This is a genomic window from Streptomyces sp. DH12 (genome assembly GCF_020873895.1).
GTDB lineage: Bacteria > Actinomycetota > Actinomycetes > Streptomycetales > Streptomycetaceae > Streptomyces.
This window is the reverse complement of sequence record NZ_JAHWGT010000012.1, coordinates 77,132-101,200: the sequence shown is the minus strand read 5'-3', so window position 1 is coordinate 101,200 and position 24,069 is coordinate 77,132. Positions and strand designations below refer to the sequence as shown.

Sequence of the window (24,069 nt, the reverse complement as noted above, 5' to 3'; positions counted from 1 at the left end):
ATTGACCAGTGGATGCGCGAACTATTGCGCAGCTTGTGGAACGGAGAGAACCTGCCGCCATGACTGAGATCCTGCATGAGACCCCCGACACCGCCCGGCAGGCCGACCCCTTCCCGGTGAAGGGCATGGACGCGGTCGTCTTCGCCGTCGGCAACGCCAAGCAGGCCGCGCACTACTACTCCACGGCCTTCGGCATGAAGCTCGTCGCCTACTCCGGACCGGAGAACGGCAGCCGTGAGACGGCCAGCTACGTGCTGACGAACGGCGCGGCCCGCTTCGTGCTGACCTCCGTCATCAAGCCCACCACCGACCGCGGCCGGTTCCTCGCGGACCACGTCGCCGAGCACGGCGACGGCGTCGTCGACCTCGCCATCGAGGTCCCCGACGCCCGCGCGGCGTACGCCTACGCGGTGGAGCAGGGCGCCACCGGCCTCACCGAGCCGTACGAGCTGAAGGACGAGCACGGCACCGTCGTCCTCGCCGCCATCGCGACCTACGGCAAGACCCGCCACACGCTGGTCGACCGCTCCGGCTACAGCGGCCCGTACCTGCCCGGCTTCACCGCCGCCAAGCCGCTCGTCGAGCCGCCGGCCAAGCGCACCTTCCAGGCGATCGACCACTGCGTCGGCAACGTCGAGCTGGGCCGGATGAACGAGTGGGTGGCCTTCTACAACAAGGTCATGGGCTTCACCAACATGAAGGAGTTCGTGGGCGACGACATCGCCACCGAGTACTCCGCCCTCATGTCGAAGGTCGTCGCCGACGGCACGCTGAAGGTGAAGTTCCCCATCAACGAGCCGGCGATCGCGAAGAAGAAGTCGCAGATCGACGAGTACCTGGAGTTCTACGGCGGCGCCGGCGTCCAGCACATCGCGCTCGCCACGAACGACATCGTCGCCACCGTGCGCACCATGCGCGCCGCGGGCGTGCAGTTCCTCGACACGCCCGACTCGTACTACGACACCCTCGGCGAGTGGGTGGGCGACACCCGCGTGCCCGTCGAGACCCTGCGCGAGCTGAAGATCCTCGCCGACCGCGACGAGGACGGCTACCTCCTGCAGATCTTCACCAAGCCCGTCCAGGACCGCCCGACGGTCTTCTTCGAACTCATCGAACGGCACGGTTCGATGGGCTTCGGCAAGGGCAACTTCAAGGCGCTGTTCGAGGCGATCGAGCGCGAGCAGGAGAAGCGCGGCAACCTCTGACGCCGCCCGCCCCCCCGGTACTTGTGGCCCCGCGGACCTGACCCGCGGGGCCACAGGCCGTCCCGGCCCCGCCGCGCCACGCGGCCCGCCCCGCCTCGGCCCCGGCCCGTCTCGGCGGCGCCCCGCCACGCGGCCCGAGGCGCCGCGTCCCGGTCCCGGCCCCGCCCCGCCGCCGCTCACCGGCGCGGCGGCGGAGACGACGGCTCGCCCAGCGCCTCCAGCGCCAGCCGCGCCCGCGGGGCGTGCAGCGGCGAGAAGCGCGGGTGGGTCCGCAGCGCCTCCGCGAGGTGGCGGCGGGCCTCGCCGGTCATGCCGAGCGCCCGCTCGACCTCCCCCCGGTGGTACGCGAACAGCGCGCTGCGCCGCCCCTGCTCGGTGGCGAGCCGCGCGTACGGCAGCGCCTCCCGGGCCCGGCCCGCCCGCAGCAGCGCCCACCCCAGGGCGTCCGCCACCTCCGCGGACCGGTGCCCGCGACGCCACTCCGCGCGCAGCCACGCCACCGCGGTCAGCGGCGTGCCGTGGTCCGCCTCGTACCGGGCCAGCACCAGCGACTGGTCCACCCCGTGCCCGAACGCCTCCGCGGCCCGGGCGTGCAGCAGTTCGTACCCGGCCTTCGCCTCCGCCTCCCGGCCCAGCGCCGCGTACAGCTCGCCCGCCTCCAGCGCGTACTCCGGCAGGGGCCGCAGCGCCAGCGCCGCCCGGTAGTCCCGTACCGCCTCGTCCGCGCGGTCCAGCGCCGCCAGCGCCCTCGCCCGGCCCACCAGCGCGGGCGCGTCCCGCGGGGCGAGCGCCAATGCCGCCGCGTACTGGCGCAGCGCCTCCTCCGGCTCGCCCCGCTCCCACGCGAGCTCCCCCAGCCGCCCCAGGCACGCCGCCTTCTCGGCGGGCGTCGCGGCCCGGCCCACCGCGTCGTACGCCACCGCCGAGGCGTCCTCCCGCCAACCCCGGTCCCGGTACACCTCCGCCGCCCGGGTCAGCGCGGCCGTACCCGTGTGCATCTCCCGCAGCCGGGCCAGCGCCTGCTGGGCGCCCGTCTGGTCGCCGAGCCCCCGGTACGCGTCGACCAGCACCGCCTGCGCCCGCCACCGGCGCGGCGCCCGCTGCCGGGCCTCCTCCGCCCACCGCCGCGCCGCCGCGAAGTCACCGCGCGCGTGCGCCAACGCGCCCATGCCGAGCGCCGCGTCGACGTTGCCCGCGGCGGCCGGGTGCGCGTCCAGCGAGCGCCTCAGCGCCCGCTCCGCCTTCGGGTACGCCGCCGGGTCCCCCGTCCGCACGCCCCGCTCCGTGTACGCGCCGCCGAGCACCGCCCAGGACGCGTCGTCACCCGGATGGTCGCGCAGCCACGCCTCGCGGTCCCCGATGAGCGCGGTCAGCTCCGGCAGCGACGCCGGCGCGCCCGCCCGCACGGCCACCGCCGCCCGCGCCGCCGGACCCGGAGCGGGCGGCACCCCGCCGCCCCCGCCGCGCAGCCCCGTCATCCCGTCCGTCAGGAACAGCGCCACCGCGCCCGCCAGCACCGCGCCCGCCCCGGCGAGCAGCACCACCTGAGAGACCCGTTCCGTCTTCATGCCGCTCACTGTGCGCGCGGCCCCGGCGGGCCCCCGCGCGCCGACGGCCGGTACACGCCCGGTTCACACCGATGGCCCCCGGGTGCCACGCTGGGATCATGGACGATCTGCTGCAGCGGCTGCGCGCCGGTCTCCCCGACGAGGCCCTGATCACCGACCCGGACGTCACCCCCTCCTACGCCCGCGACATGGCGGGCTTCTGCGACGCCGGCACCCCGGCCGTCGTGGTCCTGCCCCGTACCGTCGAGCAGGTCCGGCACGCGATGCGCACCGCCACCGCGCTGCGCGTCCCCGTCGTGCCGCAGGGCGCCCGCACCGGCCTGTCCGGCGCCGCCAACGCCACGGACGGGTGCATCGTGCTGTCCCTCGTCCGGATGGACCGCATCCTGGAGATCGACCCGGTCGACCGGATCGCCGTCGTCGAGCCGGGCGTCGTCAACGCCGTCCTCTCCCGCGCCGTCGCCGAACACGGCCTGGCCTACCCGCCGGACCCGTCCAGCTGGGAGACGTGCACCATCGGCGGGAACATCGGCACCGCCTCCGGCGGGCTGTGCTGCGTCAAGTACGGCGTCACCGCCGAGTACGTCCTCGGCCTGGACGTCGTCCTCGCCGACGGGCGGCTGCTGTCCACCGGCCGCCGCACCGCCAAGGGCGTCGCCGGGTACGACCTCACGCGGCTGTTCGTCGGCTCCGAGGGCAGCCTCGGCGTCGTCGTCCGGGCCGTGCTCGCCCTGCGCCCCAAGCCGCCCGAGCAGCTCGCCCTGGCCGCCGAGTTCGCCTCCGCCGCCGACGCGTGCGCCGCCGTCTGCGCCATCATGGAGCAGGGCCACACCCCCTCCCTGCTGGAGCTGATGGACCGCACCACGGTCCGCGCCGTCAACCGGCTGGGCCGCATGGGGTTGCCCGACACCACCGCCGCCCTGCTCCTGGCCGCCTTCGACACCCCGGACCCGGCCGCCGACCTCGCCGCCGTCGCGAAGCTGTGCACGGGGGCGGGCGCCACGCAGGTCGTCCCCGCCGAGGACGCCGCCGAGTCCGAACTCCTCCTGAACGCCCGCCGGATGTCCCTGCCCGCCCTGGAGACCGTCGCCTCCGCCACGATGATCGACGACGTGTGCGTACCGCGCTCCCGGCTCGCCGAGATGCTCGACGGCACGGCCGCCATCGCCGAGGAGTACGGCCTGACCATCGGCGTCTGCGCCCACGCGGGCGACGGCAACACCCACCCCGTGGTGTGCTTCGACCACACCGACGCGGAGGAGGCCCGCCGCGCCCGCGCGTCCTTCGACGCCATCATGGCCCTCGGCCTGGAGCTGGGCGGCACGATCACCGGGGAGCACGGGGTCGGCGTGCTGAAGAAGGAGTGGCTCGCCCGGGAACTCGGCCCCGTCGGACTGGAGATCCAGCGCGGCATCAAGCGGACGTTCGACCCGCTCGGCATCCTCAACCCGGGCAAGCTCTTCTGACCCCCTGGGCCCCCCGGGGCCGCCCAGGCCCGCCGAGCCCCCGGGCCCCCGGCTCCCAAGGCTCTCCGGGACCCGCGGGGCCGCCGGCTCCCGGGCGCCCGGGCTCCGGGGCTCCGGGTCCCCGGGCCTCCCCTCACGCCTCAGCCGACAGCAGCTCGGCCAACTCCTCGTCGAGGCCGAGCCGCTCCGACTCCGTCCCCGGCGGCACCGCCCGCAGCGTGTGCTCCAGCCAGGCCGTCACCTGGGCGGTCGGCGTCTCCAGCAGCGCCTCGCCGTCGGGGGACGACAGCGCCATCAGGACCACGCCGCCGCTCTCCGCCTTCGACGGCCAGATCCGCACGTCCCCGTCGCCGCACGGCCGGAACACCCCCTCCACCAGCAACTCCCGGGCGAACGTCCAGTACACCGGCTGCTCCGAGCCGATGTGGAACGCGATGTGGACGGCGTACGGGTCGGCCGCCCGGTAGGTCAGCCGGGCCGGCACCGGCACGCTACGGTCCGGGGACAGCACCAGCCTGAGCTCCAGCTCCCGTTCCACCACCGTGGTCTCCTCCATGGTCGTTCCTCCCTCTCGGCGTGCGGACGGGCCCCCGAGCGGACCCGCGCGGAAGGAGGGAGCTGTTTTCCTCCCCGCCATTACGCGACTTTCACCGGCGAATCTCTGTTACTTTGCGTGACACTGCTGTGACCGGATGGCGGCCCTGGCGAGCGGAGCGGCCCGGGGGCATCCGGCGGTCTGATAGATGTGGTGCCTTGAATTGAGGCCCTCGAGGAGATACGGGACCACGGTGATGAGCGCCCCAACCCCGGCAACCGGCGACGGCAGCCCCGAAGCCGGTTACTACCCAGATCCCTCCATTCCCGGCTACATCCGGTTCTGGAACGGGGCGGCCTGGGTCCCCGGCACGAGCCGCCCCGCGCCCGGGGACGGCGAGGCGATGCCGGCGCCCCCGGCCTCGGCGGCCCCCGCCCCCGCGCCCGCGCCGGCCGTCCAGGCGGCGACGGGCCCGTCGGTGGAGGAGACGGGACCCGTCTTCCTCGACGAGGACCCGGAGTTGGCCTCGGAGGCCGGCCCCGCCACCGGCCCCCTGCCGGCGGCGGAACGCGAAGCGGAACGGGACGCCCGGCCCGCACCCGCGTGGCAGGCCGACATCTCCCGCCAGCGCGGCTTCGGCGACCAACGCGACGAGCAGGTCTCGTGGGGAGCGCCCGGCCGCCCGGACCCCCGCGTGGCGAACCCGGCCGACCCGACGGGCGGCGCCCTGCCCGGGGTGCGCCGGGTGGAGCCCGAACCGGCCGCGCGGCCGGTCCCCGAGGGCACGATGACGATCCGCGCGCCGAAGCCCGGTACCCCGCGCTCCTCGCGCGCGGCGGACGTCCCGGCGCAGCAGGGTCCGCACACCCAGCAGCCGGCCCCCGCCCCGTCCGCCCCCGCCCCCAGCACCGCCGCGTCGCACGACGACGCGCGCCGGCGCCTCCAGCCACGACAGCAGCCCCAGGCGCAGGTTCAGGCACAGGGACAGGGTCGGCAACAGGCCCAGGCCCACGCCGAGGCCGAAGCCCAGGCGCAGGGGCCGCAGGAGCGGGCCCAGGCGCGGCAGGCCGCCGCGCACCCGGGCGCGCAGGCCCGGCCTGAACCGTACCCGCCCGTCCGGGAGCAGGCCGCGCCCGCCGGGCCCGTACCGCCGCAGGCGGCGTCCGCGGCGCACGCCCCGGCGCCGGCGGGCACCGCGCCCGTCACGGCCGGACCCGGGGGCGGCGCCGCGTCCTGGGCGCAGCAGGTCCACCGACTCGCCCAGCAGCAGGCCGCCCCCGTGGCCTCCGCCCCGCTGTCCCCCGGGGCGCCGGCCGCGGCGCCCGGAGGGGACGCGGCGGGGCAGCCGGTCGTCCCGTGGAAGCCGCCGGTCACCGACCCGTTCCTGCGGGCCGCGCAGGAGCGGGCGTCCGCCCGCCCCGCCGGGCTCGGCAGGCGCCTCGCCGCCCGCGTCGTCGACACCCTCGTCCTGGGCGGGCTCGCCGGCGCGGCTGGCGCGCCCTTCGTCATGCAGGGCGTCGACCACATCCGCGACAAGATCGAACAGGCCAGGCGGTCGGGCGAGACGGTCACCGTGTGGCTCGTCGACGGCACGACCTCCGTCCAGTTCGGCATCGCGCTCGGCATCCTGCTGGTCCTCGGCGTGCTCTACGAGGCGGTGCCCACCGCCCGGTGGGGCCGCACCCTCGGCAAGAAGCTCTGCGGGCTCCAGGTGCGGGGCATCGAGTCGCACGAGCCCCCGACGTTCGGGGCGGCGCTGCGCCGCCGCCTGGTCTACTCGCTGCTCGGGCTGCTGGTGATCGGCGTGCTGAACGTCCTGTGGTGCCTGGTCGACCGGCCGTGGCGGCAGTGCTGGCACGACAAGGCGGCCGGGACGTTCGTGGCGCGGCACTGACGCCGTCCCCCGAACGGCACGCGACCGGATGCGGCACCGGTCGCGGCGGGATGCACTGCCCCCATGAGCAACGAACCGCCGACGCCCGGTCAGCCGCCCGAGGACGACCCGTTCCGCAAGCGCCCGCAGGAGCCGTCAGAGCCCTCGCAGGGCGGCGGCACCCCGCCCCCGCCGCCCCCGCCGGGTGGTGAGGGTCCCTACCCGGGCGGCCCGCCCGGCGGCGGCCCGTACGACGGAGGCCCTTACGGAGCGCCGCCCCCCGGCGGCGGCGGGCCCTACGGGGCGCCCCCGCCCGGCGGTGGGCCCTACGGCGGTGGGCCCTATGGCGGCGGCCCCTACGGTTACGGCGGCGAGGACCCGCTCGGCGGGATGCCGCCCCTCGCCGAGACCGGCAAGCGGGTCCTCGCGCGGATCGTCGACTGGCTCGTCATCGCGGTGCCCCTGGCGATCATCGGCATCCCGTTCGGCGTCTACGACCGGATGAACGAGGACTCCGGCGACTTCGGCGCCGTGTGGAGCGCGAGCGCGGGGGGCGGGCAGTGGGCCTTCCAACTCATCACCCTCGTGGCGTACATCGCCTACGACACCCTGATGACGGCGAAGGCGAACGGGCAGACGCTCGGCAAGCGGATGACGGGCCTGCGCGTCGCCATGCTGAACGACGGGACCACCCCGCCCACCAGCGCCGCGCTCATGCGGGCACTCGTGCTGTGGCTGCCCGCGCTGATCTGCTGCGCGTGCCTGTGGCCGCTGCTGCTGCTCATCCTGATCCTCGTGGACAAGCCGTACAAGCAGGGCCTGCACGACAAGGCGGCCAGGACCGTGGTGGTCTCAGCGACGCAGTGACGGCTGCCGGTCGGGCGCCGCGGCGGGCGTCGGCGCCGCCCCGGTACCCCGGCCCCGGCCGCGCGCCCCGGCGGGCGCGCCCAGCGCCACGCGGACGCCGAGGAGCAGGGAGACCGCCCCGACCAGGGCGGTCCAGGCGCCGTCGGCCGCCGGGAACAGCAGGAGCAGGACGACGGTCGAGCAGACCACAGTGGCCGAACCGTAGGCGAGCCGTACGGCGGTCGGACGCGGCATGGCGGTGTTCCGTCCTCGTGGTGGAGTCTCGCGACGCGGTCGCACAGGTGGACGACCCTACGACGCTGGATGCCCCGGCGGAACCGTCGGTAAGCGTGACCTGACCCGCCGTGCGGAGCACGGGGGGCGCACCGGTTCACGCCGAACACAGGGGAGGACCGCAGCGGATGTTGCGCACGTTACGCGGCTGGAGCGTCGTCTCCGCCGCCTTCGCGACCCTCGTCACGGCGGCCCCACCGGCCACCCCGGCCCCGGTGACCGGCACGCCGGCCCCGGCGACCGCCACACCGGCACCCCCACCGGCCACCACCGCCCAACCGACCGCTCCCGCCCCACCGACCGCCGCGCCCACACCACAACCCGCACCCGCACCCGCCACCGCGGCCCCGCACCCGCAGCCCGCCGCCCCAGCCCCCGCCCCCGTGCCGCCGCCCGGACGGCAGCCGCCCGGACGGCAGGAGCAGGAGCCGCCCCCGGCCCACGACGCGGGCCCCCCGCCGGGCCCGGGGGACGGGCACGTCATCGACGGCCCCTACAGCGCCGTGACGCGGCTGCACCGCCAGGCCGCGCTGGAACGCGTCCTCACGGGCAGGGCCGCGGCCGAGCGGCGGGGCGGCTCCCGCGTCGTGCGGCTGGGCGAGGGCAAGTACGCGGAGCTGGGCCGGGAGCGGACCGACCGGATCCTCACCGTCCTGGTCGAGTTCGGCGACGAGGTCGACGACACGACCCTGTACGACCCGGACGGGCCCCGCGGCCCCAAGCCGCCCGTCGTGAAGTACGGCGGCACGCCCGGCCCCCGGCACAACGAAATACCCCGGCCGGACCGCGCGAAGGACAACTCCACCGACTGGCGCCCCGACTACGACCGTGCGCACTACGAGCGCCTGTACTTCGGGGAGGGCCCGGGCACCGAGTCGCTCCGCACCTACTACGAGAAGGTCTCGTCGGGCCGCTACTCGGTGGAGGGCGAGGTCTCGGACTGGGTGCGCGTCCCGTACAACGAGGCCCGCTACGGCTCGAACTACTGCGGCGCCCACAACTGCCCCAACGTGGAGGACCTCGTGCGGGACGCGGTCGCCGCCTGGGTGGCGGGGCTGCGGCGGGACGGCTGGACGGAGGAGCGGATCGCGGCGCACGTGGCGTCCTTCGACGTGTGGGACCGCACGGACCACGACGGTGACGGCGACTTCGACGAACCGGACGGCTACGTCGACCACTTCCAGCTGGTCCACGCCGGCGAGGACGGCTCGGCGGGCGGCGGCGCCCAGGGCGGCGACGCGCTGTGGGCGCACCGGGGGTACGCGTACGGCCGCGACGACGGGGAGACGGGTCCCGAGCGGTTCCGGGCGGGCGGGGTGCGCGTGGGGGGCACCGGCGTCTGGGTCGGCGACTACACGATGCAGCCGGAGAACGGCGGCCTCGGTGTCTTCGCCCACGAGTACGCGCACGACCTCGGTCTGCCCGACCTGTACGACACCAACAACGTGCCCGGCGCGGAGAACTCCGTCGGCTTCTGGTCGCTGATGGCGTCCGGGTCCTGGCTGGGCACCGGGGGTGACGCGATCGGCGACCTGCCCGGCGACATGACGGCCTGGGACCGGCTCCAGCTGGGCTGGCTGACGTACGAGAAGGCGAAGGCGGCCACGCCGTCCCTGCACCACCTGGGCGTGTCCGCGCACGCCACCGACCGGCCGCAGGCGCTCGTCGTGGAGCTGCCGCACCGGACGGTCACGACCCCGGTGGTGCGGCCGGCGGCCGGCGCGCGGCAGTGGTGGAGCGGCCAGGGGGACAACCTGTCGCAAACCCTCACCCGCACCGTCGACCTGCGGGGCGGCACCGCGGCGTCGCTGGAGCTGGACGGCTGGTGGGACATCGAGAAGGAGTACGACTTCCTGTACGCGCAGGTGTCGGTGGACGGCGGCGCCGCCTGGCGGACCCTCGACGGCACCGCCGACGGGGAGGCGATCCCGCGCGACGGCGGCGGCAGACCGGCCCTCACCGGCGCGTCCCGCACCCACCGCAGGCTGGTCTACCCGCTCGACGCGTACGCGGGGCGGGAGGTCGCGCTGCGCTTCCGGTACCGGACGGACGGCGGCGTGGCGGGGCGCGGCTTCACGGCGGACGACATCACCGTGCGGGTCGACGGCGAGGCGGTCCTCACCGACGGCGCTGAGGACGCCCCCGACCGGACGGACCCCGACCGGACGGACCCCGACCGGACGGACCCCGGCGGGACGGGCCCCGGCGGCTCCGGCGGGGCGGGGGCCGGGTGGCAGGCGCGGGGCTTCACGCGGGTCGGGGCCTCGGTGACGGGCACGTACCCGAGGTTCTACCTGGTGGAGAACCGCCAGTACGCGGGGTTCGGGCGGACGCTGGAGGCGGGCCCGTACCACTTCGGCTTCGCGGCGCCGCTGGAGCGCCGGGTGGAGCACTACGCGTACCGGCCGGGGATGCTGGTGTGGCAGTGGGACACCTCGCAGCGGGACAACAACGTCAGCGACCACCCGGGGGACGGGCTGCTGCTCCCCGTCGACGCGCACCCGGAGCCGATGCGCTGGGCGGACGGGACGCCGATGCCCAACCAGGTGGCGCCCTACGACGCGGCGTTCGGGCCGTGGCCGGTACCGGGCTTCACGCTGCACAAGACGGGTGAACCCACCCGTATCCCACCTCGCCGGGGCAACCGGGTCTTCGACGACCGTACGGGCGTCTACTGGTTCGATGAGAGTCCCTACGCCAGTGTGCGGACGGTGGACACCAACACCCGGATCGATGTGGTCGCGCAGTCGCCGAGCGGATCGTGGATGACGGTCCGGGTGGGCCCCTCCGCCGCGTCGACCGGCTGATTTCCGCGTCCGCTATACGGATCGGGGTGTCCACATAGGGCACTTGGCCTGCACAAGTCAAGACTGTCTTTTCTCGCGTAAGTCCGGTCGAATGTCGTCACTTGTGGCGCGACACCGCACGCGGATAAACACGTGACCCCCCATCCGCGGCTGCGGTGCGCAGGGGAGGAAACGTACAAGTGACCAGCAGACGACGGGCGTTCCGCGCCTCCGCGGTGATCGTGGCCCTGGCCGCGACCGCCGCGACCGCCGGGGCCCTCACCACGGCCCAGGCCGACAACCGCCCGGACACGGGCATCGAACGCCACGACCCGGCACCCGGCGCGGACCACGGCCACGGCCACGCGCACGACAAGGCCGCCGGGGTCGACCACGACCTCGAAGGCCCCTTCAGCGAGCAGCAGGAGAAGCAGCGCCAGGCCGCCCTGGAGCAGGTGCTCTCCGGCGAGTCCACGGTGGAGCGCCGCGGTTCCTCCAAGGTGGTGAAGCTCGACGCCAAGAAGTACGTCGAGCTCGGCCGGGAGAAGACCGACAAGATCTTCACGATCCTCGTCGAGTTCGGCGACAAGGTCGACAACGAGACGCTGGTCGACCGCAAGGACGACGACACCGACGAGCTGAAGCCGAAGTTCGGCGGCAAGCCCGGCCCGCTGCACAACCGGATAGCCAAGCCGGACCGCACGAAGGACAACTCCACCGCCTGGCAGGCCGACTACGACCGGCAGCACTTCCAGGACCTGTACTTCGGCACCGGCAAGGACAAGAAGGGCAACCCGAAGCACTCGCTCAAGACCTACTACGAGCGCACCTCCTCCGGCCGCTACTCGGTCGAGGGCACCGTCTCGGACTGGGTCAAGGTCGAGTACAACGAGGCCCGCTACGGCTCCAACTACTGCGGCCAGACCAACTGCTCCAACGTCTGGGACGCCGTCCGCGACGGCGTGACCGCCTGGACCGCCGACCAGAAGGCCAAGGGCCAGACCGACGCCCAGATCAAGGCCCAGCTGGCGCAGTACGACCAGTGGGACCGCTACGACTTCGACGGCGACGGCAACTTCAACGAGCCCGACGGCTACATCGACCACTTCCAGATCGTCCACGCGGGCGAGGACGAGTCGGCCGGCGGCGGCGCCGAGGGCACCGACGCCCTGTGGGCCCACCGCTGGTACGCCTACGGCACCGACGCCGGCAAGACCGGCCCGGCGAACAACAAGGCCGGCGGCACCCAGATCGGCGACACCGGCATCTGGGTCGGCGACTACACGATGCAGCCCGAGAACGGCGGCCTCGGCGTCTTCGCCCACGAGTACGGCCACGACCTCGGCCTGCCCGACCTGTACGACACCTCCGGCCGCGCCGGCGCCGAGAACTCCACGGGCTTCTGGTCCCTGATGTCCTCCGGCTCCTGGCTGGGCACCGGCAAGGACTCCATCGGCGACATGCCGGGCGACATGACCGCCTGGGACAAGCTGCAGCTGGGCTGGCTGAACTACGAGAAGGCCAAGGCCGGCACCAAGTCCAGGCACAAGCTGGGCGTCGCGGAGTACAACACCAGGAACCCGCAGGCGCTCATCGTCGAGCTGCCGAAGAAGAAGGTCACCACCCCGATCGTCAAGCCCGCCCAGGGCGCCACCCAGTGGTGGAGCAACATGGGTGACGACCTCAAGAACACCCTCACCCGCTCCGTCGACCTGACGGGCAAGTCGAAGGCCGCCCTGACCCTCGACGGCTGGTGGGACATCGAGGACGAGTACGACTACCTGTACGCCGAGGTCTCCACCGACGGCGGCGCGCAGTGGACCGCCCTCGACGGCACCGCCGACGGCGCGCCGATCACCAAGGACGCCAGTGGCGCCACCGCCCTGACCGGCGTCTCCGGCTCCTACAAGAAGCTGGCCTACCCGCTCGACGCGTACGCCGGCAAGAAGATCGACATCCGCTTCCGCTACCAGACGGACGGCGGCGTCGCGCAGAAGGGCTTCGCGGCGGACAACGTCACCGTGACGGCCGACGGCGCGCCGCTCTTCGCCGACGACGCCGAGACCGAGGTCGCCGGCTGGACGTCCAAGGGCTTCTCCCGCATCGGAGAGGCGATCACGGACGAGTACCCGCAGTACTACATCGCGGAGAACCGCCAGTACGTCTCGTACGACGCGACGCTCGAGGTCGGGCCGTACAACTTCGGCTTCGGCGGCGACAAGGCCAGCTGGGTGGAGCACTACCCGTACCAGACCGGCCTGCTGATCTGGAAGTGGGACACCTCCCAGAAGGACAACAACACGGCCGTCCACCCCGGTGAGGGCATGGTCCTCCCGATCGACGCCCACGCCAAGCCGCTGACGTGGAAGGACGGCACGCTGATGCGCAACCGCGTGCAGTCCCACGACGCGCCGTTCAGCCGCTTCCGCACCGACCGGATCACCCTGCACAACGCCGACGTGCCGCAGCGCATCGGCGGCCTCGCGGGCAACCCGGTCTTCGACGACCGCAAGGGCGTCTACTGGTTCGAGAGCAACCCGCGCGCCGGCGTCAAGGTGACTGACACCAACACCCGGATCGCGATCACCGACCAGCCGCGCAACGGCCGGACGATCAGCGTCCAGGTCGGCCCGTCGGGCAAGTGAATCGATAAACCGCAGGTCAACGCATGATCGGCCGTCGCCCTCTAGCGGGCGGCGGCCGATCGTGTTTGAGTGCAGCTGACCGGTTCTTATTGACACACGTCTCGACGGGGGAGCGTTCGACATGCCCGGTGGTGGTTTCTGCAGGTTGCCCGGCGGCAACATGGTGGTCGCGCTGAGCCTGCCCAACCCGGCCGGCGACGGCGACGTCCGGATACTCGTCCACGCCGCCAACCGCCCACGCGCCCTGACCCGCCTGCGCAACCTCGGCCTGCGCGCCTACCTGCGGGGCAACACCCACCCGCCGACGCCCGACGAGATCACGGCCGTCCTGCACCACCCGGACGGGCTCCTGTGGCGCACCGCCCCCGGCCGCGACCAGGACCTCTGGCAGCCCATCCGCGCCCTGCTGCGCCCCTGAGACGGGGCGGACGGGCAGACCGGCCGCCCGGGGCCCGCGACCGCCCGCGGATCAGACGACCGGCTTGCCGGTCAGCTCCACGCCCGCCGCGCGCAGCTCCTCCAGCGCCCTGTCCGTGGACGCCTCGGCCACACCGGCCGTCAGGTCGAGCAGCACCTGCGTACGGAACCCCTCGGCGACGGCGTCCAGGGCGGTCGCGCGCACGCAGTGGTCGGTGGCGATGCCCACCACGTCCACCTCCCGCACGCCGTGGGCGCGCAGCCAGTCGGCGAGGCTGACGCCGTTCTCGTCGCTGCCCTCGAAACCGCTGTACGCGGCGGAGTACGCCCCCTTGTCGAACACGGCCTCGACGGCGCCCGAGGCGACCGCGGGCGCGAAGTTCGGGTGGAAGCCGACGCCCTCCGTCCCGGCCACGCAGTGCGGCGGCCACGAGCGGACGAAGTCGGGGGCGGGGGAGAAGTGGTCCCCCGGGTCGACGTGGTGGTCCCGGGTGGCGACCACGTGCCGGTAGACCACCCCGGCGGTCTCGCCCACCAGGTCCGTGATGGCGGCGGCGACGTCCGCGCCCCCCGCCACCGCGAGGCTGCCGCCCTCGCAGAAGTCGTTCTGAACGTCGACGACGATCAATGCGCGGTGCATGGCGGTTGTCCTTACGGTGGGGGAGCGGTCGGGGGAGCGGCCCGGGAAGGGGCCCGGGGAGGGTGCGGGGCGGGGAGCCGTCGGGGGACGGGGGCGGGGACGCCTCCGAGCGTAGAGACTTCCCCTCCCCGAGGGGAGGGGGCCCGCCCACCCCGCCCCGCGGCGGTCACGGCGTCACGTACTCCGTCGGCAGGACGGCCTCGCCGCGCGACAGCTGCACCGCCGACAGCGGCAGGCCCGCCCGGGCGGTGATGTGCCGCGCGCGGGCCGCCTCCAGCGGTTCCCGGGCGACGACCCGTCCGGCGTCGACCAGCCGCGTCAGCAGCTGCCGCCCGGCCAGCTCGGCCGGCACCTCGCCGGTGCCGACGACCTCCGCCTCGGCGACGCCGTCCGCGTCCAGCCGCCGCGCCGCCCACTTGCGGCCGCCGACGGACGCCTTCCCGCCGAGCGACCGCTTCGCGACCGGCCGCAGCGGAGCGGCGGGGTCGGCCGAGTCCGCGCGGGCGACCAGCTTGTAGACCATCGACGCGGTCGGGTGGCCGCTGCCGGTCACCAGCTGCGTCCCGACGCCGTACGCGTCCACCGGCGCCGCCGCCAGCGAGGCGATGGCGTACTCGTCCAGGTCCGAGGTGACGACGATCCGCGTGTCGCGCGCGCCCAGCTCGTCCAGCTGCTGGCGCACCCGGTGGGCCACCAGCAGCAGGTCGCCGGAGTCGATGCGCACCGCGCCGAGGTCCGGGCCGGCGACCTCCACCGCCGTCCGCACGGCCTGGGTGACGTCGTAGGTGTCGACGAGGAGGGTCGTGCCCCGCCCCAGCGCGTCCACCTGCACCCGGAACGCGTCCCGCTCCGTGTCGTGCAGCAGGATGAAGGCGTGCGCCGAGGTCCCCACCGTCGGGATGCCGTAGCGGAAACCCGCCGCCAGGTCCGAGGTGGAGTCGAAGCCGCCGACGTACGCGGCGCGGGCCGCCGCGACCGCGGCGAGCTCGTGGGTGCGCCGGGCGCCCATCTCGATCAGCCCGCGCCCGCCGGCGGCGGCCGACATGCGGGAGGCCGCGGCGGCGATGGCCGAGTCGTGGTTGAGGATGGAGAGGATCACCGTCTCCAGCAGCACGCACTCGGCGAAGGAGCCCTCGACGCGCAGGATCGGCGAGCCGGGGAAGTACACCTCGCCCTCGGGGTAGCCCCACACGTCGCCGCGGAAACGGTACTCCGCGAGCCAGGCGAGGGTGGCCTCGTCGACGACGCCCCGCTCGCGCAGGAAGGCCAGCTGGGACTCGTCGAAGCGGAAGTTCTCCACCGCGTCCAGGACGCGGCCGGTGCCGGCCACGACCCCGTAGCGCCGGCCCTCGGGGAGGCGGCGGGTGAAGACCTCGAAGACCGAGCGGCGGTCGGCGGTGCCGCCCCGCAGGGCGGCCTGGAGCATGGTCAGCTCGTACTGGTCGGTGAAGAGCGCGGTGGACGGCACAGCCACCGGAAGCCCTAGGTCCGCAGCGTTCATGCCAGGATCGTACCCCCGATCTCGTCAGTTTGACGATTTCTCTTCGGCGCGGGCGCGTGCGCGTCTCCGCGCGGGTCCGGCGGCGGAACGGCGCCCGCCGGGCGGCGGGGCGGTGGCGGGCCGCGGAGCGGACGGAAGGCTTCCGTTTGTGCGGCGCGCCACCCTCGGTGGCAGCATTGGGGGAGTGAGTGTCGCACCCGTAGAGATCGAACGCACGGCCCCGGCGGAAGAGGGCCACGCCGTGGCGGAACCCGACGTCCCCTGGGTGACGCTCGTGCACAACGATCCGGTCAACCTGATGAGCTATGTGACCTACGTCTTCCAGACGTACTTCGGTTACTCCAAGGACAAGGCGCACAAGCTGATGCTCGACGTGCACCACAAGGGCCGGGCCGTGGTCTCCAGCGGCACGCGCGAGGAGATGGAGCGCGACGTGCAGGCGATGCACGGCTACGGGCTCTGGGCGACCCTCTCCCAGGACCGCGGCTGATGAGCGGGCACTTCGAGGCGCTGCCCGGCGGCGGCGCGACCGTGCCGCTCGACGAGGTGGAGGTCGCCATCCTGCGCTCCCTCGCCGTGCAGATGCTGGAGCTGATCGGCCCCGGCGACGAGCCCGCGCAGGGCGAGGACCCGCTCGCCGCCCTCTTCCGCGACGGCCCCAGCAAGCCCCCCGCCGACCCGGCGCTGGCCCGCCTCTTCCCCGAGGCGTACGGGGACGGCGACGACGAGGCCCGCGCCGCCTCCGCCGAGTTCCGCCGCTTCACCGAGAACGACCTGCGCACCCGCAAGCGGGAGGACGCGCTCACCGTCGTCCGCAGCCTCGACGGCCTCACCGCCGCCGGCGCCCCCGGCGGCCGGCTGGAGCTGACGGCCGAGGAGTCCCGCAGCTGGCTCGGCGCGCTCAACGACCTGCGCCTCACCATCGGCACGCGCCTGGAGGTCAGCGACGAGGACGAGGGCGACGGCCTGTACCGGCTGCCGGATACCGACCCGCGCAAGCCGATGGTGATGGCGTACCTGTGGCTCGGCGCCCTCCAGGAGACGCTCGTCGAGACGCTCATGCCGTGACGCCCGCGCGGTAACGGCCCAGCACCGTGTTCGCTCAGCGGACCCTCAATTCCGTATAACGATCCCCCCAAGAATCCCCGCCCCTTTCGCCGAGAAGGGCGGGGATTCGTCCTGGTTCCGCCGTGACCCGGGTCACAGACCACTTCGTCCCATATGTGTGCGGCCGTGATACATCTGACCGACCGCCCGGGCACGCCACCCATGTGCCCGGGGGCGCCACGACCGGCCGACCGCCGGCGGCACTCCAGCCATGTCCGGGGGGATCAGCGTGGAGAAAGGCGCACAGAAGAACATGACCTCACTGAAGGTCGAGACAGACCACCACGGCGACGAGGCCGTCGGCGAGGGCTACCAGCGGGGCCTCGGCGCCCGGCAGATCCAGATGATCGCCATCGGCGGGGCCATCGGCACCGGCCTCTTCCTCGGCGCGGGCAAGGCCATCTCCAAGGCCGGCCCGAGCCTCATCCTGGCGTACGCGATCGCCGGCCTCGTCATCTTCTTCATCATGCGGGCCCTGGGCGAGCTGCTCATGTACCGCCCGGTCTCCGGGTCGTTCTCCGAGTACGCCCGCGAGTTCGTCGGCCCCTTCGCGGGCTTCGTCACCGGGTGGACCTACTGGCTCTTCTGGGTCGTCACCGGCATCACCGAGGTCACCGCGGCCGCCACCTACATGACGTACTGGTGGGACATCCCCCAGTGGGTCTCGGCGCTCGTCTTCACCATCGTCCTGTACGGCGCGAACCTCATCTCCGTGAAGCTCTTCGGCGAGCTGGAGTTCTGGTTCTCCATGGTCAAGGTCACCGCCATCGTCGGCATGATCCTGATCTGCGCCGGCATCCTCACGATCGGCTTCTCCGACGCGGGCGACACCGCCACCGTCAGCCACCTGTGGTCCGAGGGCGGCTTCTTCCCGCACGGCGTCGGCGGCACGCTGATGACCCTGCAGATCGTCATGTTCGCCTTCCTCGCCGTCGAACTCGTCGGCGTCACGGCCGGCGAGTCCAAGGACCCCGAGACGACCCTGCCGAAGGCCATCAACACCGTCCCGTGGCGCATCGCCGTCTTCTACGTCGGCTCGCTGATCATGATCCTGTCGGTCGTGCCGTGGACGCACTTCAAGCCGGGCGTCTCGCCGTTCGTCGCCGCCTTCGAGCAGATGGGCCTCAGCGTCGGCGCCGCGATCGTCAACTTCGTCGTCCTGACCGCCGCCCTGTCCTCCTGCAACTCCGGCATGTACTCCACCGGCCGCATGCTGCGCGACCTCGCGCTCAACGGCCAGGGCCCGCGGCTCTTCACCCGCCTGACGAAGTCCGGCACCCCGCTCTTCGGCACCACCTTCTCCGCCGCCCTCATGCTCGTCGGCGTGTGGATCAACTACCGGTGGCCCGGCGACGCCTTCAACAAGGTCGTCTCCTTCGCGACGATCTCCGGCATGTGGGCCTGGATCATGATCCTCGTCAGCCACATCCGCTACCGTCTGCGCGCCGACCGCGGCGAGCTCCCGGAGTCCTCCTTCAAGGCCCCCGGCGCGCCCTGGACCAGCGTCTTCGCGCTCGCCTTCATCGGCATGGTGATCGTGCTGATGGCCGTCGACCCGGGCTCGCGCGTCTCGCTGTACTGCGCCCCGATCTGGGCCGCGATCCTCGGTGTCTCGTACGTCTTCCTGAGCCGCCGCAACCCGGAGGTCGCCGCCTTCAAGCGCCGCTGACCGCCGCCCGGCGCCGGGCCTCAGCCCGCGACCAGGGGCCGGTGTCCAGCATGTGGGCCCGTCCGTACCAAGCCTCGGTACGGACGGGCCCCTCTGCTTATCCTGAACCCCATGCTGACCATCACACGGGCTCTGTACGACCAGATCGTCGCGCACGCGCGTGCCGACCACCCGGACGAGGCCTGCGGCGTGGTCGCCGGCCCGGCCGGCTCCGGACGCCCCGAGCGCTTCGTCCCGATGCTCAACGCCGCCCGCTCGCCCACCTTCTACGAGTTCGACTCGGGCGACCTGCTCAAGCTCTACCGCGAGATGGACGACCGCGACGAGGAGCCCGTCGTCATCTACCACTCGCACACCGCCACCGAGGCGTACCCCTCCCGCACCGACGTCTCGTACGCCAACGAGCCCGGCGCCCACTACGTCCTCGTCTCCACCGCCGACGCCGACGGCGCCGGCCCCTTCCAGTTCCGCTCGTACCGCATCGTGGACGGCGTGATCACCGAGGAGGAGGTCGAGGTCGTCGAAACGTACTGACCTGCGACTCCCCCCACCGCATTCCACATGCCGAGCAGATGGCGTCCGCAATGCGAGATAACACTCGGGTTGGAGGGCCGGGAATCGATACGATGAGCGCATGGTTCCCCTCGACGTGAGCGAAAAGACGCCGGGCCCCGTCCTGCTCGTCGCGCGGCTGCACGTCGACCTGTGCCGCCTCGCCAGCGCCATGTGTCCCCGCGGCGCCGCCGCCTGAGACGCGGCCCCCGAGCACGAACCCCCTTCCGCACGCGCGCACCGCCCGCGCCCCCTCCCGGGCGCGCGGTACGACCTGCCCCCGCACGTCCGCAGCCCGTCCTTTCCCCCAGGAGTCCACACCATGGCCATCGAGGTCCGCATCCCGACCATCCTCCGCACCTACACCGACGGCGCCAAGGCCGTCGAGGGCAGCGGGGAGACCCTCGCCGAGCTGTTCGCCGACCTCGACTCCCGCCACACCGGCATCCGGGAGCGCATCGTCGACGGCGCGGCCGGCGGCGAGCTGCGACGCTTCGTGAACGTGTACCTCAACGACGAGGACGTCCGCTTCCTCGACGGCATCTCCACCAAGCTGGCCGACGGCGACAACGTCACCATCCTCCCGGCCGTGGCCGGCGGAATGCGCTGATGCGCTACGACAGCCCCCTCGCCGCCGTCGGGAACACCCCGCTGGTCCGGCTGCCGCGCCTCTCCCCGTCGGACGACGTCCGCATCTGGGCCAAGCTGGAGGACCGCAACCCCACGGGCTCCGTCAAGGACCGGCCGGCCCTGCACATGATCGAGCAGGCGGAGAAGGACGGCCGTCTCACCCCGGGCTGCACCATCCTGGAGCCCACCAGCGGCAACACGGGCATCTCCCTGGCCATGGCGGCCCGCCTCAAGGGGTACCGCATCGTCTGCGTCATGCCCGAGAACACCTCCCAGGAGCGGCGCGACCTGCTCGCCATGTGGGGGGCCGAGATCATCCCGTCCCCCGCGGCCGGCGGCTCCAACACCGCCGTGAGGCTCGCCAAGGAGCTCGCGGAGCAGAACCCCGACTGGGTGATGCTCTACCAGTACGGCAACCCGGACAACGCCGCGGCCCACTACGCCACGACCGGGCCGGAGATCCTGGCCGACCTGCCGTCGATCACCCACTTCGTCGCCGGCCTCGGCACCACCGGCACCCTCATGGGCGTCGGCCGCTACCTGCGCGAACACAAGCCGGACGTACGGATCGTCGCCGCCGAGCCGCGCTACGACGACCTGGTGTACGGGCTGCGCAACCTCGACGAGGGCTTCGTGCCCGAGCTGTACGACGCCACCGTCCTCACCACCCGCTTCTCGGTCGGCTCCGCCGACGCCGTCACCCGCACCCGCGAGCTCCTCCAGCAGGAGGGCATCTTCGCGGGTGTCTCCACGGGCGCGGCCCTGCACGCCGCGATCGGCGTCGGCAGGAAGGCGCTCAAGGCGGGCGAGGCGGCGGACATCGTCTTCGTCGTCGCGGACGGCGGCTGGAAGTACCTGTCGACGGGCGTCTACACCGCCCCGACGACGGAGGCCGCCATCGAGACGCTCCAGGGCCAACTCTGGGCCTGACGCCCCCCTCCCCGGCCGGGCCCCGCCCGGCGCCCGCCCGACCGGCCGGGGAGAGCCCGAGCCCGCGAGAGCCCGAGCCCGGGAGAGCCCGAGCCGGGAGGGCCTGACCGGCCCCGACCCGGGAGAGTCCGACCCGGGAGAGTCCGACCCGGGAGAGCCCGGCCGGTGAGCCCGAGGCGCCCGTCCCGCCCGGTCGGCGGAGAGCCCGAGGCACCCGCCCCGCTTGCAGCACCGGCCAACGCGGCCCGCGCCCCCGGCCGCACCGCCCCGCCGCGCCGGCAGCCCCGGCCACCGCGCCCCGTCCGCCCGTCCGCCGGGGGCGTCAGTCGGTCGCCAAGTGGCGGACCTGGTCCCAGACCAGGGGGTCCACCGCGCCCACGCGGCGCCGGAACTCCCACAGGGCCACGTCGCGCAGCTCGTCCGTCTCCAGGAAGCTCGGCCGCCCCCGGGTGTCACCGACCGAGCCCGGCGGCAGGACGACCACCCCGGCCCGCTCGTCCCGGTACCGGCTCGTGATCTTCGCGACGAGCGCCGAGTCCCCGCGCACCGCCAGCACCAGGCACGGCCGGTCCTTCGAACCGGGCCCGTCCTCGTACGGCACGTCGGCCCACCAGATGTCGCCCGGCTCCGGCCGCCGCTCCGGCGGCGCCTGGCCCGGCCGCCGGGGCCCCGCCGGACGGTCCGCCGGCCGGCGCCCCGGCCGCGCCGGCGGCCGCGTGCGACCGCCCGGCCGGCGCCCGCCCCGCCCCTGCCGCCCCCGCCCGTCGGCCGTCGCCGCGACCAGGGCGAGCACCACGACGGCGCCGAGCGCCAGCCACCAGGACGTGTCCATACCTCCGGACGTTACCGGCCGCCGCCCCGCACCGCCCGACCGCACCCCGCGCCGCCGTCCATCCGAACCGGTGACAGCACGGGTGAGTTCCCCCACAACGGGCCGCTGCGAAGGAGCGTGCCGCCGTACCGCGCCTTACGCTCGTCGCACCGCACGACCTCCCCCCGTCAGCGCTGCCCCGCTCCCGTCCACGGAGGTTCACGCTCCATGAAGCTCACCGTCGTCGGCTGTTCCGGGTCGTTCCCGTCCGCGGACTCGGCCTGCTCGAGCTACCTCGTCGAGGCCGACGGCTTCCGGCTGCTCCTCGACATGGGCAACGGCGCCCTCGGCGAGCTGCAGCGCCACTGCGGTCTGTACGACCTCGACGCCATCTTCCTCAGCCACCTCCACGCCGACCACTGCATCGACATGTGCGGGTACTTCGTCGCCCGCTACTACCGCCACGAGGGCGGCCGTTGCGACGCCCTCCCGGTGTACGCGCCGGACGGCGCCGAGCAGCGGCTGACCACGGCGTACGCGGACACACCGTCCCCGACGGCGATGAGCGAGGTCTTCGACTTCCGCACGCTCCGCTCCGGGAGCTTCGACCTCGGCCCGTTCCGGGTGCGCACCGAGCGCGTGTGCCACCCCGTCGAGGCGTACGGCATCCGCGTCGAGCACGGCGGCCGGTCCCTCGCGTACTCCGGCGACACCGGCGTGTGCGACGCCCTCGACGAGCTGGCGGCCGGCGCGGACCTGTTCCTCTGCGAGGCGTCCTTCACGCACGGCAAGGAGGACATCCCCGAGCTGCACCTGAACGGCCGCGAGGCGGGCGCCACCGCCGCCCGCGCCGGCGTGGGGCGCCTGGTCCTCACGCACGTCCCGCCGTGGACGGACGGCGAGCGGAACCTCGCCGACGCCCGCGCCGTGTACGACGGCCCGGCGGAGCTGGCCCGCCCGGGCACGGTCCACGAGATCTGAGCGCCCCCCGGTCCGCCGCGCCCGGCCGGCCCGCCCCACCCCCGCCCCGGCAGCCACGCGCCCCGGCACGCCCCGCGCCCCGACTCACCCCCGCCCCGGCACGCCACGCGCCCGGGTACGCCGAAGCCCGGCCGTCGGGTGGACGGCCGGGCCTCGGGGGTGTCTCGCCGATCGGGTCGGCTCGCGGGGCGTGGCTACTTCGCCTCGGCCTTCTGCAGCTCCGCCAGCTCCTCGTCGGACTCGCGGCCCGGCGTCGGCAGGTCGAACTTCAGGATCGCGAAGCGGAAGACCACGTAGTAGACGGCCGCGAAGCACAGGCCGACCAGGGCCAGGCCCCACGGGTTGGTGGCGATGCCCAGGTTGAGGAAGAAGTCGACCGCGCCGGCGGAGAAGCCGAAGCCGTCCTTCATGCCGAGCGCCCAGGTCAGCGCCATCGAGACGCCGGTCAGCACCGCGTGCAGGGCGTAGAGGACCGGGGCGATGAACATGAAGGTGAACTCGATCGGCTCGGTGACACCGGTGACGAACGAGGTCAGCGCGAGCGAGAACATCATGCCGCCGACGACCTTGCGGCGCTCGGGGCGGGCGCAGTGGACGATGGCGAGGCAGGCCGCGGGGAGCGCGAACATCATGATGGGGAAGAAGCCGGTCATGAACTGCCCGGCGGTCGGGTCGCCTTCGAGGAAGCGGGCGATGTCACCGCTCTTGCCGTTGTACTCGCCCGCCTGGAACCACGGGAAGGAGTTCAGCAGGTGGTGCATGCCGACCGGGATCAGCGCGCGGTTGGCGACACCGAAGATGCCCGCGCCGACGGCGCCGGAGTTGACGAGGCTCTCACCGAACCAGTGCAGACCCGCGCCGAGCCACGGCCAGATGAGCCCGAAGACGATGCCGGTGAGCAGACCGGCGAAGGCGGAGAGGATCGGGACGAGCCGGCGACCGCCGAAGAAGCCCGCCCAGTCGGGCAGCTTGGTGCGGTGGAAGCGCTGGTAGAGCAGGGCCACGATGATGCCCATGACCACGCCGCCGAGCACCTTGGCGTCGACCGCCTGCTCCACCATGACGATCTTGCCGTCGACGATGGCTTCCTTCTTGGGCAGGCTGCTGTCCGTGAAGGTGCCCAGCACGCTCTTGAAGACCAGGTAGCCGGCCACCGCGGCGAGGGCGGTCGACCCGTCGGACTTCTTCGCGAACCCGATGGCGATGCCGACCGCGAAGAGCAGCGCCATGTTGTCGAGCAGGGCGCCGCCACCCGCGGCCATATAGCCCGCGATCTTGGTGATGAAGGCCGGGAACGACTCCCTGCCCAGCATGTCGGGCTGGCCGAACCGCACGAGGAGCGCGGCGGCGGGCAGCACGGCGACCGGCAGCATCAGGCTGCGGCCGATGCGCTGCATGACAGCCATCGCGCCCGCGCCCTTCTTCTTCTCCGCCGCGGGGGCGGTGCTGGCCGTACTCATCTACTTCCTCCAGTGGGCAAGGCGCCGCCCAGGGAAGGAAAAGGGGGACGGCGGCGTCTCAGGGGGACGCGGCACGGGGGACGGGGCCGCGTGGTCTACACCAGTGCTGGTGTAGACCTGTTGTAGCACGGTCGGGGATAGATAAGGAACCTG

The 24,069-nt window shown here is 73.6% G+C and carries 22 protein-coding genes; 15 read left to right on the top strand and 7 right to left on the bottom strand.

Features of this window, described 5'->3' with window-relative positions; translation table 11 throughout:
* Nucleotides 1-59 precede the first annotated feature (59 nt).
* Nucleotides 60-1,205: a 4-hydroxyphenylpyruvate dioxygenase gene (hppD, locus tag LPA54_RS13475; protein WP_228977161.1), complete on the top strand. Its 1,146-nt coding sequence runs from the start codon at nucleotides 60-62 to the stop codon at nucleotides 1,203-1,205.
* A 176-nt stretch (nucleotides 1,206-1,381) separates the two neighbouring features.
* On the opposite strand, the gene LPA54_RS13470 is transcribed toward hppD, so the two are convergent.
* Nucleotides 1,382-2,773 (bottom strand): hypothetical protein, encoded by a 1,392-nt coding sequence (locus LPA54_RS13470; protein ID WP_228977160.1) that lies wholly within the window; start codon nucleotides 2,771-2,773, stop codon nucleotides 1,382-1,384.
* 98 nt (nucleotides 2,774-2,871) lie between these two features.
* On the opposite strand from LPA54_RS13470, the gene LPA54_RS13465 reads away from it, so the two are divergent.
* On the top strand, nucleotides 2,872-4,239 hold the full coding sequence (locus LPA54_RS13465; protein WP_228977159.1) for an FAD-binding oxidoreductase: 1,368 nt from the start codon (nucleotides 2,872-2,874) through the stop codon (nucleotides 4,237-4,239).
* A 133-nt stretch (nucleotides 4,240-4,372) separates the two neighbouring features.
* Here LPA54_RS13465 and LPA54_RS13460 read toward each other — a convergent pair whose 3' ends face one another.
* Nucleotides 4,373-4,795, bottom strand: coding sequence for an SsgA family sporulation/cell division regulator (locus tag LPA54_RS13460; RefSeq protein ID WP_228977158.1), 423 nt, complete (start codon nucleotides 4,793-4,795; stop codon nucleotides 4,373-4,375).
* Between the two features lie 235 nt (nucleotides 4,796-5,030).
* Between LPA54_RS13460 and LPA54_RS13455 the strand changes: the two genes are divergently transcribed.
* Nucleotides 5,031-6,668: an RDD family protein gene (locus LPA54_RS13455; RefSeq protein WP_228977156.1), complete on the top strand. Its 1,638-nt coding sequence runs from the start codon at nucleotides 5,031-5,033 to the stop codon at nucleotides 6,666-6,668.
* Between the two features lie 63 nt (nucleotides 6,669-6,731).
* Nucleotides 6,732-7,514, top strand: a complete 783-nt coding sequence (locus LPA54_RS13450) for an RDD family protein (protein WP_228977154.1) — start codon at nucleotides 6,732-6,734, stop codon at nucleotides 7,512-7,514.
* Here the strand turns inward: LPA54_RS13450 and LPA54_RS13445 are convergent.
* Nucleotides 7,500-7,748, bottom strand: a complete 249-nt coding sequence (locus tag LPA54_RS13445; RefSeq protein WP_228977153.1) for a hypothetical protein — start codon at nucleotides 7,746-7,748, stop codon at nucleotides 7,500-7,502. The two genes, LPA54_RS13450 and LPA54_RS13445, sit on opposite strands and share 15 nt — an antisense overlap.
* Before the next feature lie 167 nt (nucleotides 7,749-7,915).
* Between LPA54_RS13445 and LPA54_RS13440 the strand changes: the two genes are divergently transcribed.
* From LPA54_RS13440 to LPA54_RS13430, 3 genes are all read left to right on the top strand, one after another.
* The gene (locus LPA54_RS13440; protein ID WP_228977150.1) at nucleotides 7,916-10,594 is read left to right on the top strand and encodes an immune inhibitor A domain-containing protein; all 2,679 of its coding nucleotides are present in this window, start codon (nucleotides 7,916-7,918) and stop codon (nucleotides 10,592-10,594) included.
* Between the two features lie 179 nt (nucleotides 10,595-10,773).
* Nucleotides 10,774-13,218, top strand: a complete 2,445-nt coding sequence (locus LPA54_RS13435) for an immune inhibitor A domain-containing protein (protein ID WP_228977149.1) — start codon at nucleotides 10,774-10,776, stop codon at nucleotides 13,216-13,218.
* A 121-nt stretch (nucleotides 13,219-13,339) separates the two neighbouring features.
* Entirely contained in the window at nucleotides 13,340-13,636 is a 297-nt protein-coding gene (locus tag LPA54_RS13430) for a hypothetical protein (protein ID WP_228977147.1), read from the top strand.
* Between the two features lie 51 nt (nucleotides 13,637-13,687).
* Here LPA54_RS13430 and LPA54_RS13425 read toward each other — a convergent pair whose 3' ends face one another.
* A complete protein-coding gene (locus LPA54_RS13425; protein WP_228977145.1) occupies nucleotides 13,688-14,275 on the bottom strand; it encodes an isochorismatase family protein in 588 nt (195 codons plus the stop codon).
* Between the two features lie 166 nt (nucleotides 14,276-14,441).
* A complete protein-coding gene (locus tag LPA54_RS13420; RefSeq protein ID WP_228977143.1) occupies nucleotides 14,442-15,776 on the bottom strand; it encodes a nicotinate phosphoribosyltransferase in 1,335 nt (444 codons plus the stop codon).
* A gap of 175 nt (nucleotides 15,777-15,951) precedes the next feature.
* Here LPA54_RS13420 and clpS point away from each other — a divergent pair, with 175 nt between their 5' ends.
* The 7 genes from clpS (at nucleotide 15,952) to LPA54_RS13390 (ending at nucleotide 20,664) form a co-directional block, all read left to right on the top strand.
* Nucleotides 15,952-16,266, top strand: coding sequence for an ATP-dependent Clp protease adapter ClpS (clpS, locus tag LPA54_RS13415; protein WP_228977288.1), 315 nt, complete (start codon nucleotides 15,952-15,954; stop codon nucleotides 16,264-16,266).
* On the top strand, nucleotides 16,266-16,844 hold the full coding sequence (locus tag LPA54_RS13410; RefSeq protein ID WP_228977141.1) for a DUF2017 domain-containing protein: 579 nt from the start codon (nucleotides 16,266-16,268) through the stop codon (nucleotides 16,842-16,844). Before clpS ends, LPA54_RS13410 begins: the two co-directional genes overlap by 1 nt.
* 292 nt (nucleotides 16,845-17,136) lie before the next feature.
* Nucleotides 17,137-18,552, top strand: coding sequence for an amino acid permease (locus LPA54_RS13405; RefSeq protein WP_228977138.1), 1,416 nt, complete (start codon nucleotides 17,137-17,139; stop codon nucleotides 18,550-18,552).
* 111 nt (nucleotides 18,553-18,663) lie between these two features.
* Nucleotides 18,664-19,086, top strand: coding sequence for a Mov34/MPN/PAD-1 family protein (locus LPA54_RS13400; protein WP_228977137.1), 423 nt, complete (start codon nucleotides 18,664-18,666; stop codon nucleotides 19,084-19,086).
* Nucleotides 19,087-19,186: 100 nt separating this feature from the next.
* Nucleotides 19,187-19,303 (top strand): putative leader peptide, encoded by a 117-nt coding sequence (locus tag LPA54_RS43005; RefSeq protein WP_368857861.1) that lies wholly within the window; start codon nucleotides 19,187-19,189, stop codon nucleotides 19,301-19,303.
* 123 nt (nucleotides 19,304-19,426) lie between these two features.
* Nucleotides 19,427-19,714 (top strand): MoaD/ThiS family protein, encoded by a 288-nt coding sequence (locus LPA54_RS13395; RefSeq protein ID WP_228977136.1) that lies wholly within the window; start codon nucleotides 19,427-19,429, stop codon nucleotides 19,712-19,714.
* On the top strand, nucleotides 19,714-20,664 hold the full coding sequence (locus tag LPA54_RS13390; protein WP_228977134.1) for a PLP-dependent cysteine synthase family protein: 951 nt from the start codon (nucleotides 19,714-19,716) through the stop codon (nucleotides 20,662-20,664). Before LPA54_RS13395 ends, LPA54_RS13390 begins: the two co-directional genes overlap by 1 nt.
* Before the next feature lie 322 nt (nucleotides 20,665-20,986).
* On the opposite strand, the gene LPA54_RS13385 is transcribed toward LPA54_RS13390, so the two are convergent.
* Nucleotides 20,987-21,496 carry a type II toxin-antitoxin system PemK/MazF family toxin gene (locus LPA54_RS13385; protein ID WP_228977132.1) on the bottom strand — a complete coding sequence of 170 codons (510 nt, stop codon included), beginning with the start codon at nucleotides 21,494-21,496 and terminating at the stop codon, nucleotides 20,987-20,989.
* 207 nt (nucleotides 21,497-21,703) lie between these two features.
* Between LPA54_RS13385 and LPA54_RS13380 the strand changes: the two genes are divergently transcribed.
* Nucleotides 21,704-22,456, top strand: a complete 753-nt coding sequence (locus LPA54_RS13380; RefSeq protein WP_228977130.1) for an MBL fold metallo-hydrolase — start codon at nucleotides 21,704-21,706, stop codon at nucleotides 22,454-22,456.
* Between the two features lie 194 nt (nucleotides 22,457-22,650).
* Here the strand turns inward: LPA54_RS13380 and LPA54_RS13375 are convergent, their stop codons facing one another.
* The gene (locus LPA54_RS13375) at nucleotides 22,651-23,916 is read right to left on the bottom strand and encodes a PTS transporter subunit EIIC (protein WP_228977128.1); all 1,266 of its coding nucleotides are present in this window, start codon (nucleotides 23,914-23,916) and stop codon (nucleotides 22,651-22,653) included.
* Nucleotides 23,917-24,069 lie beyond the last annotated feature (153 nt).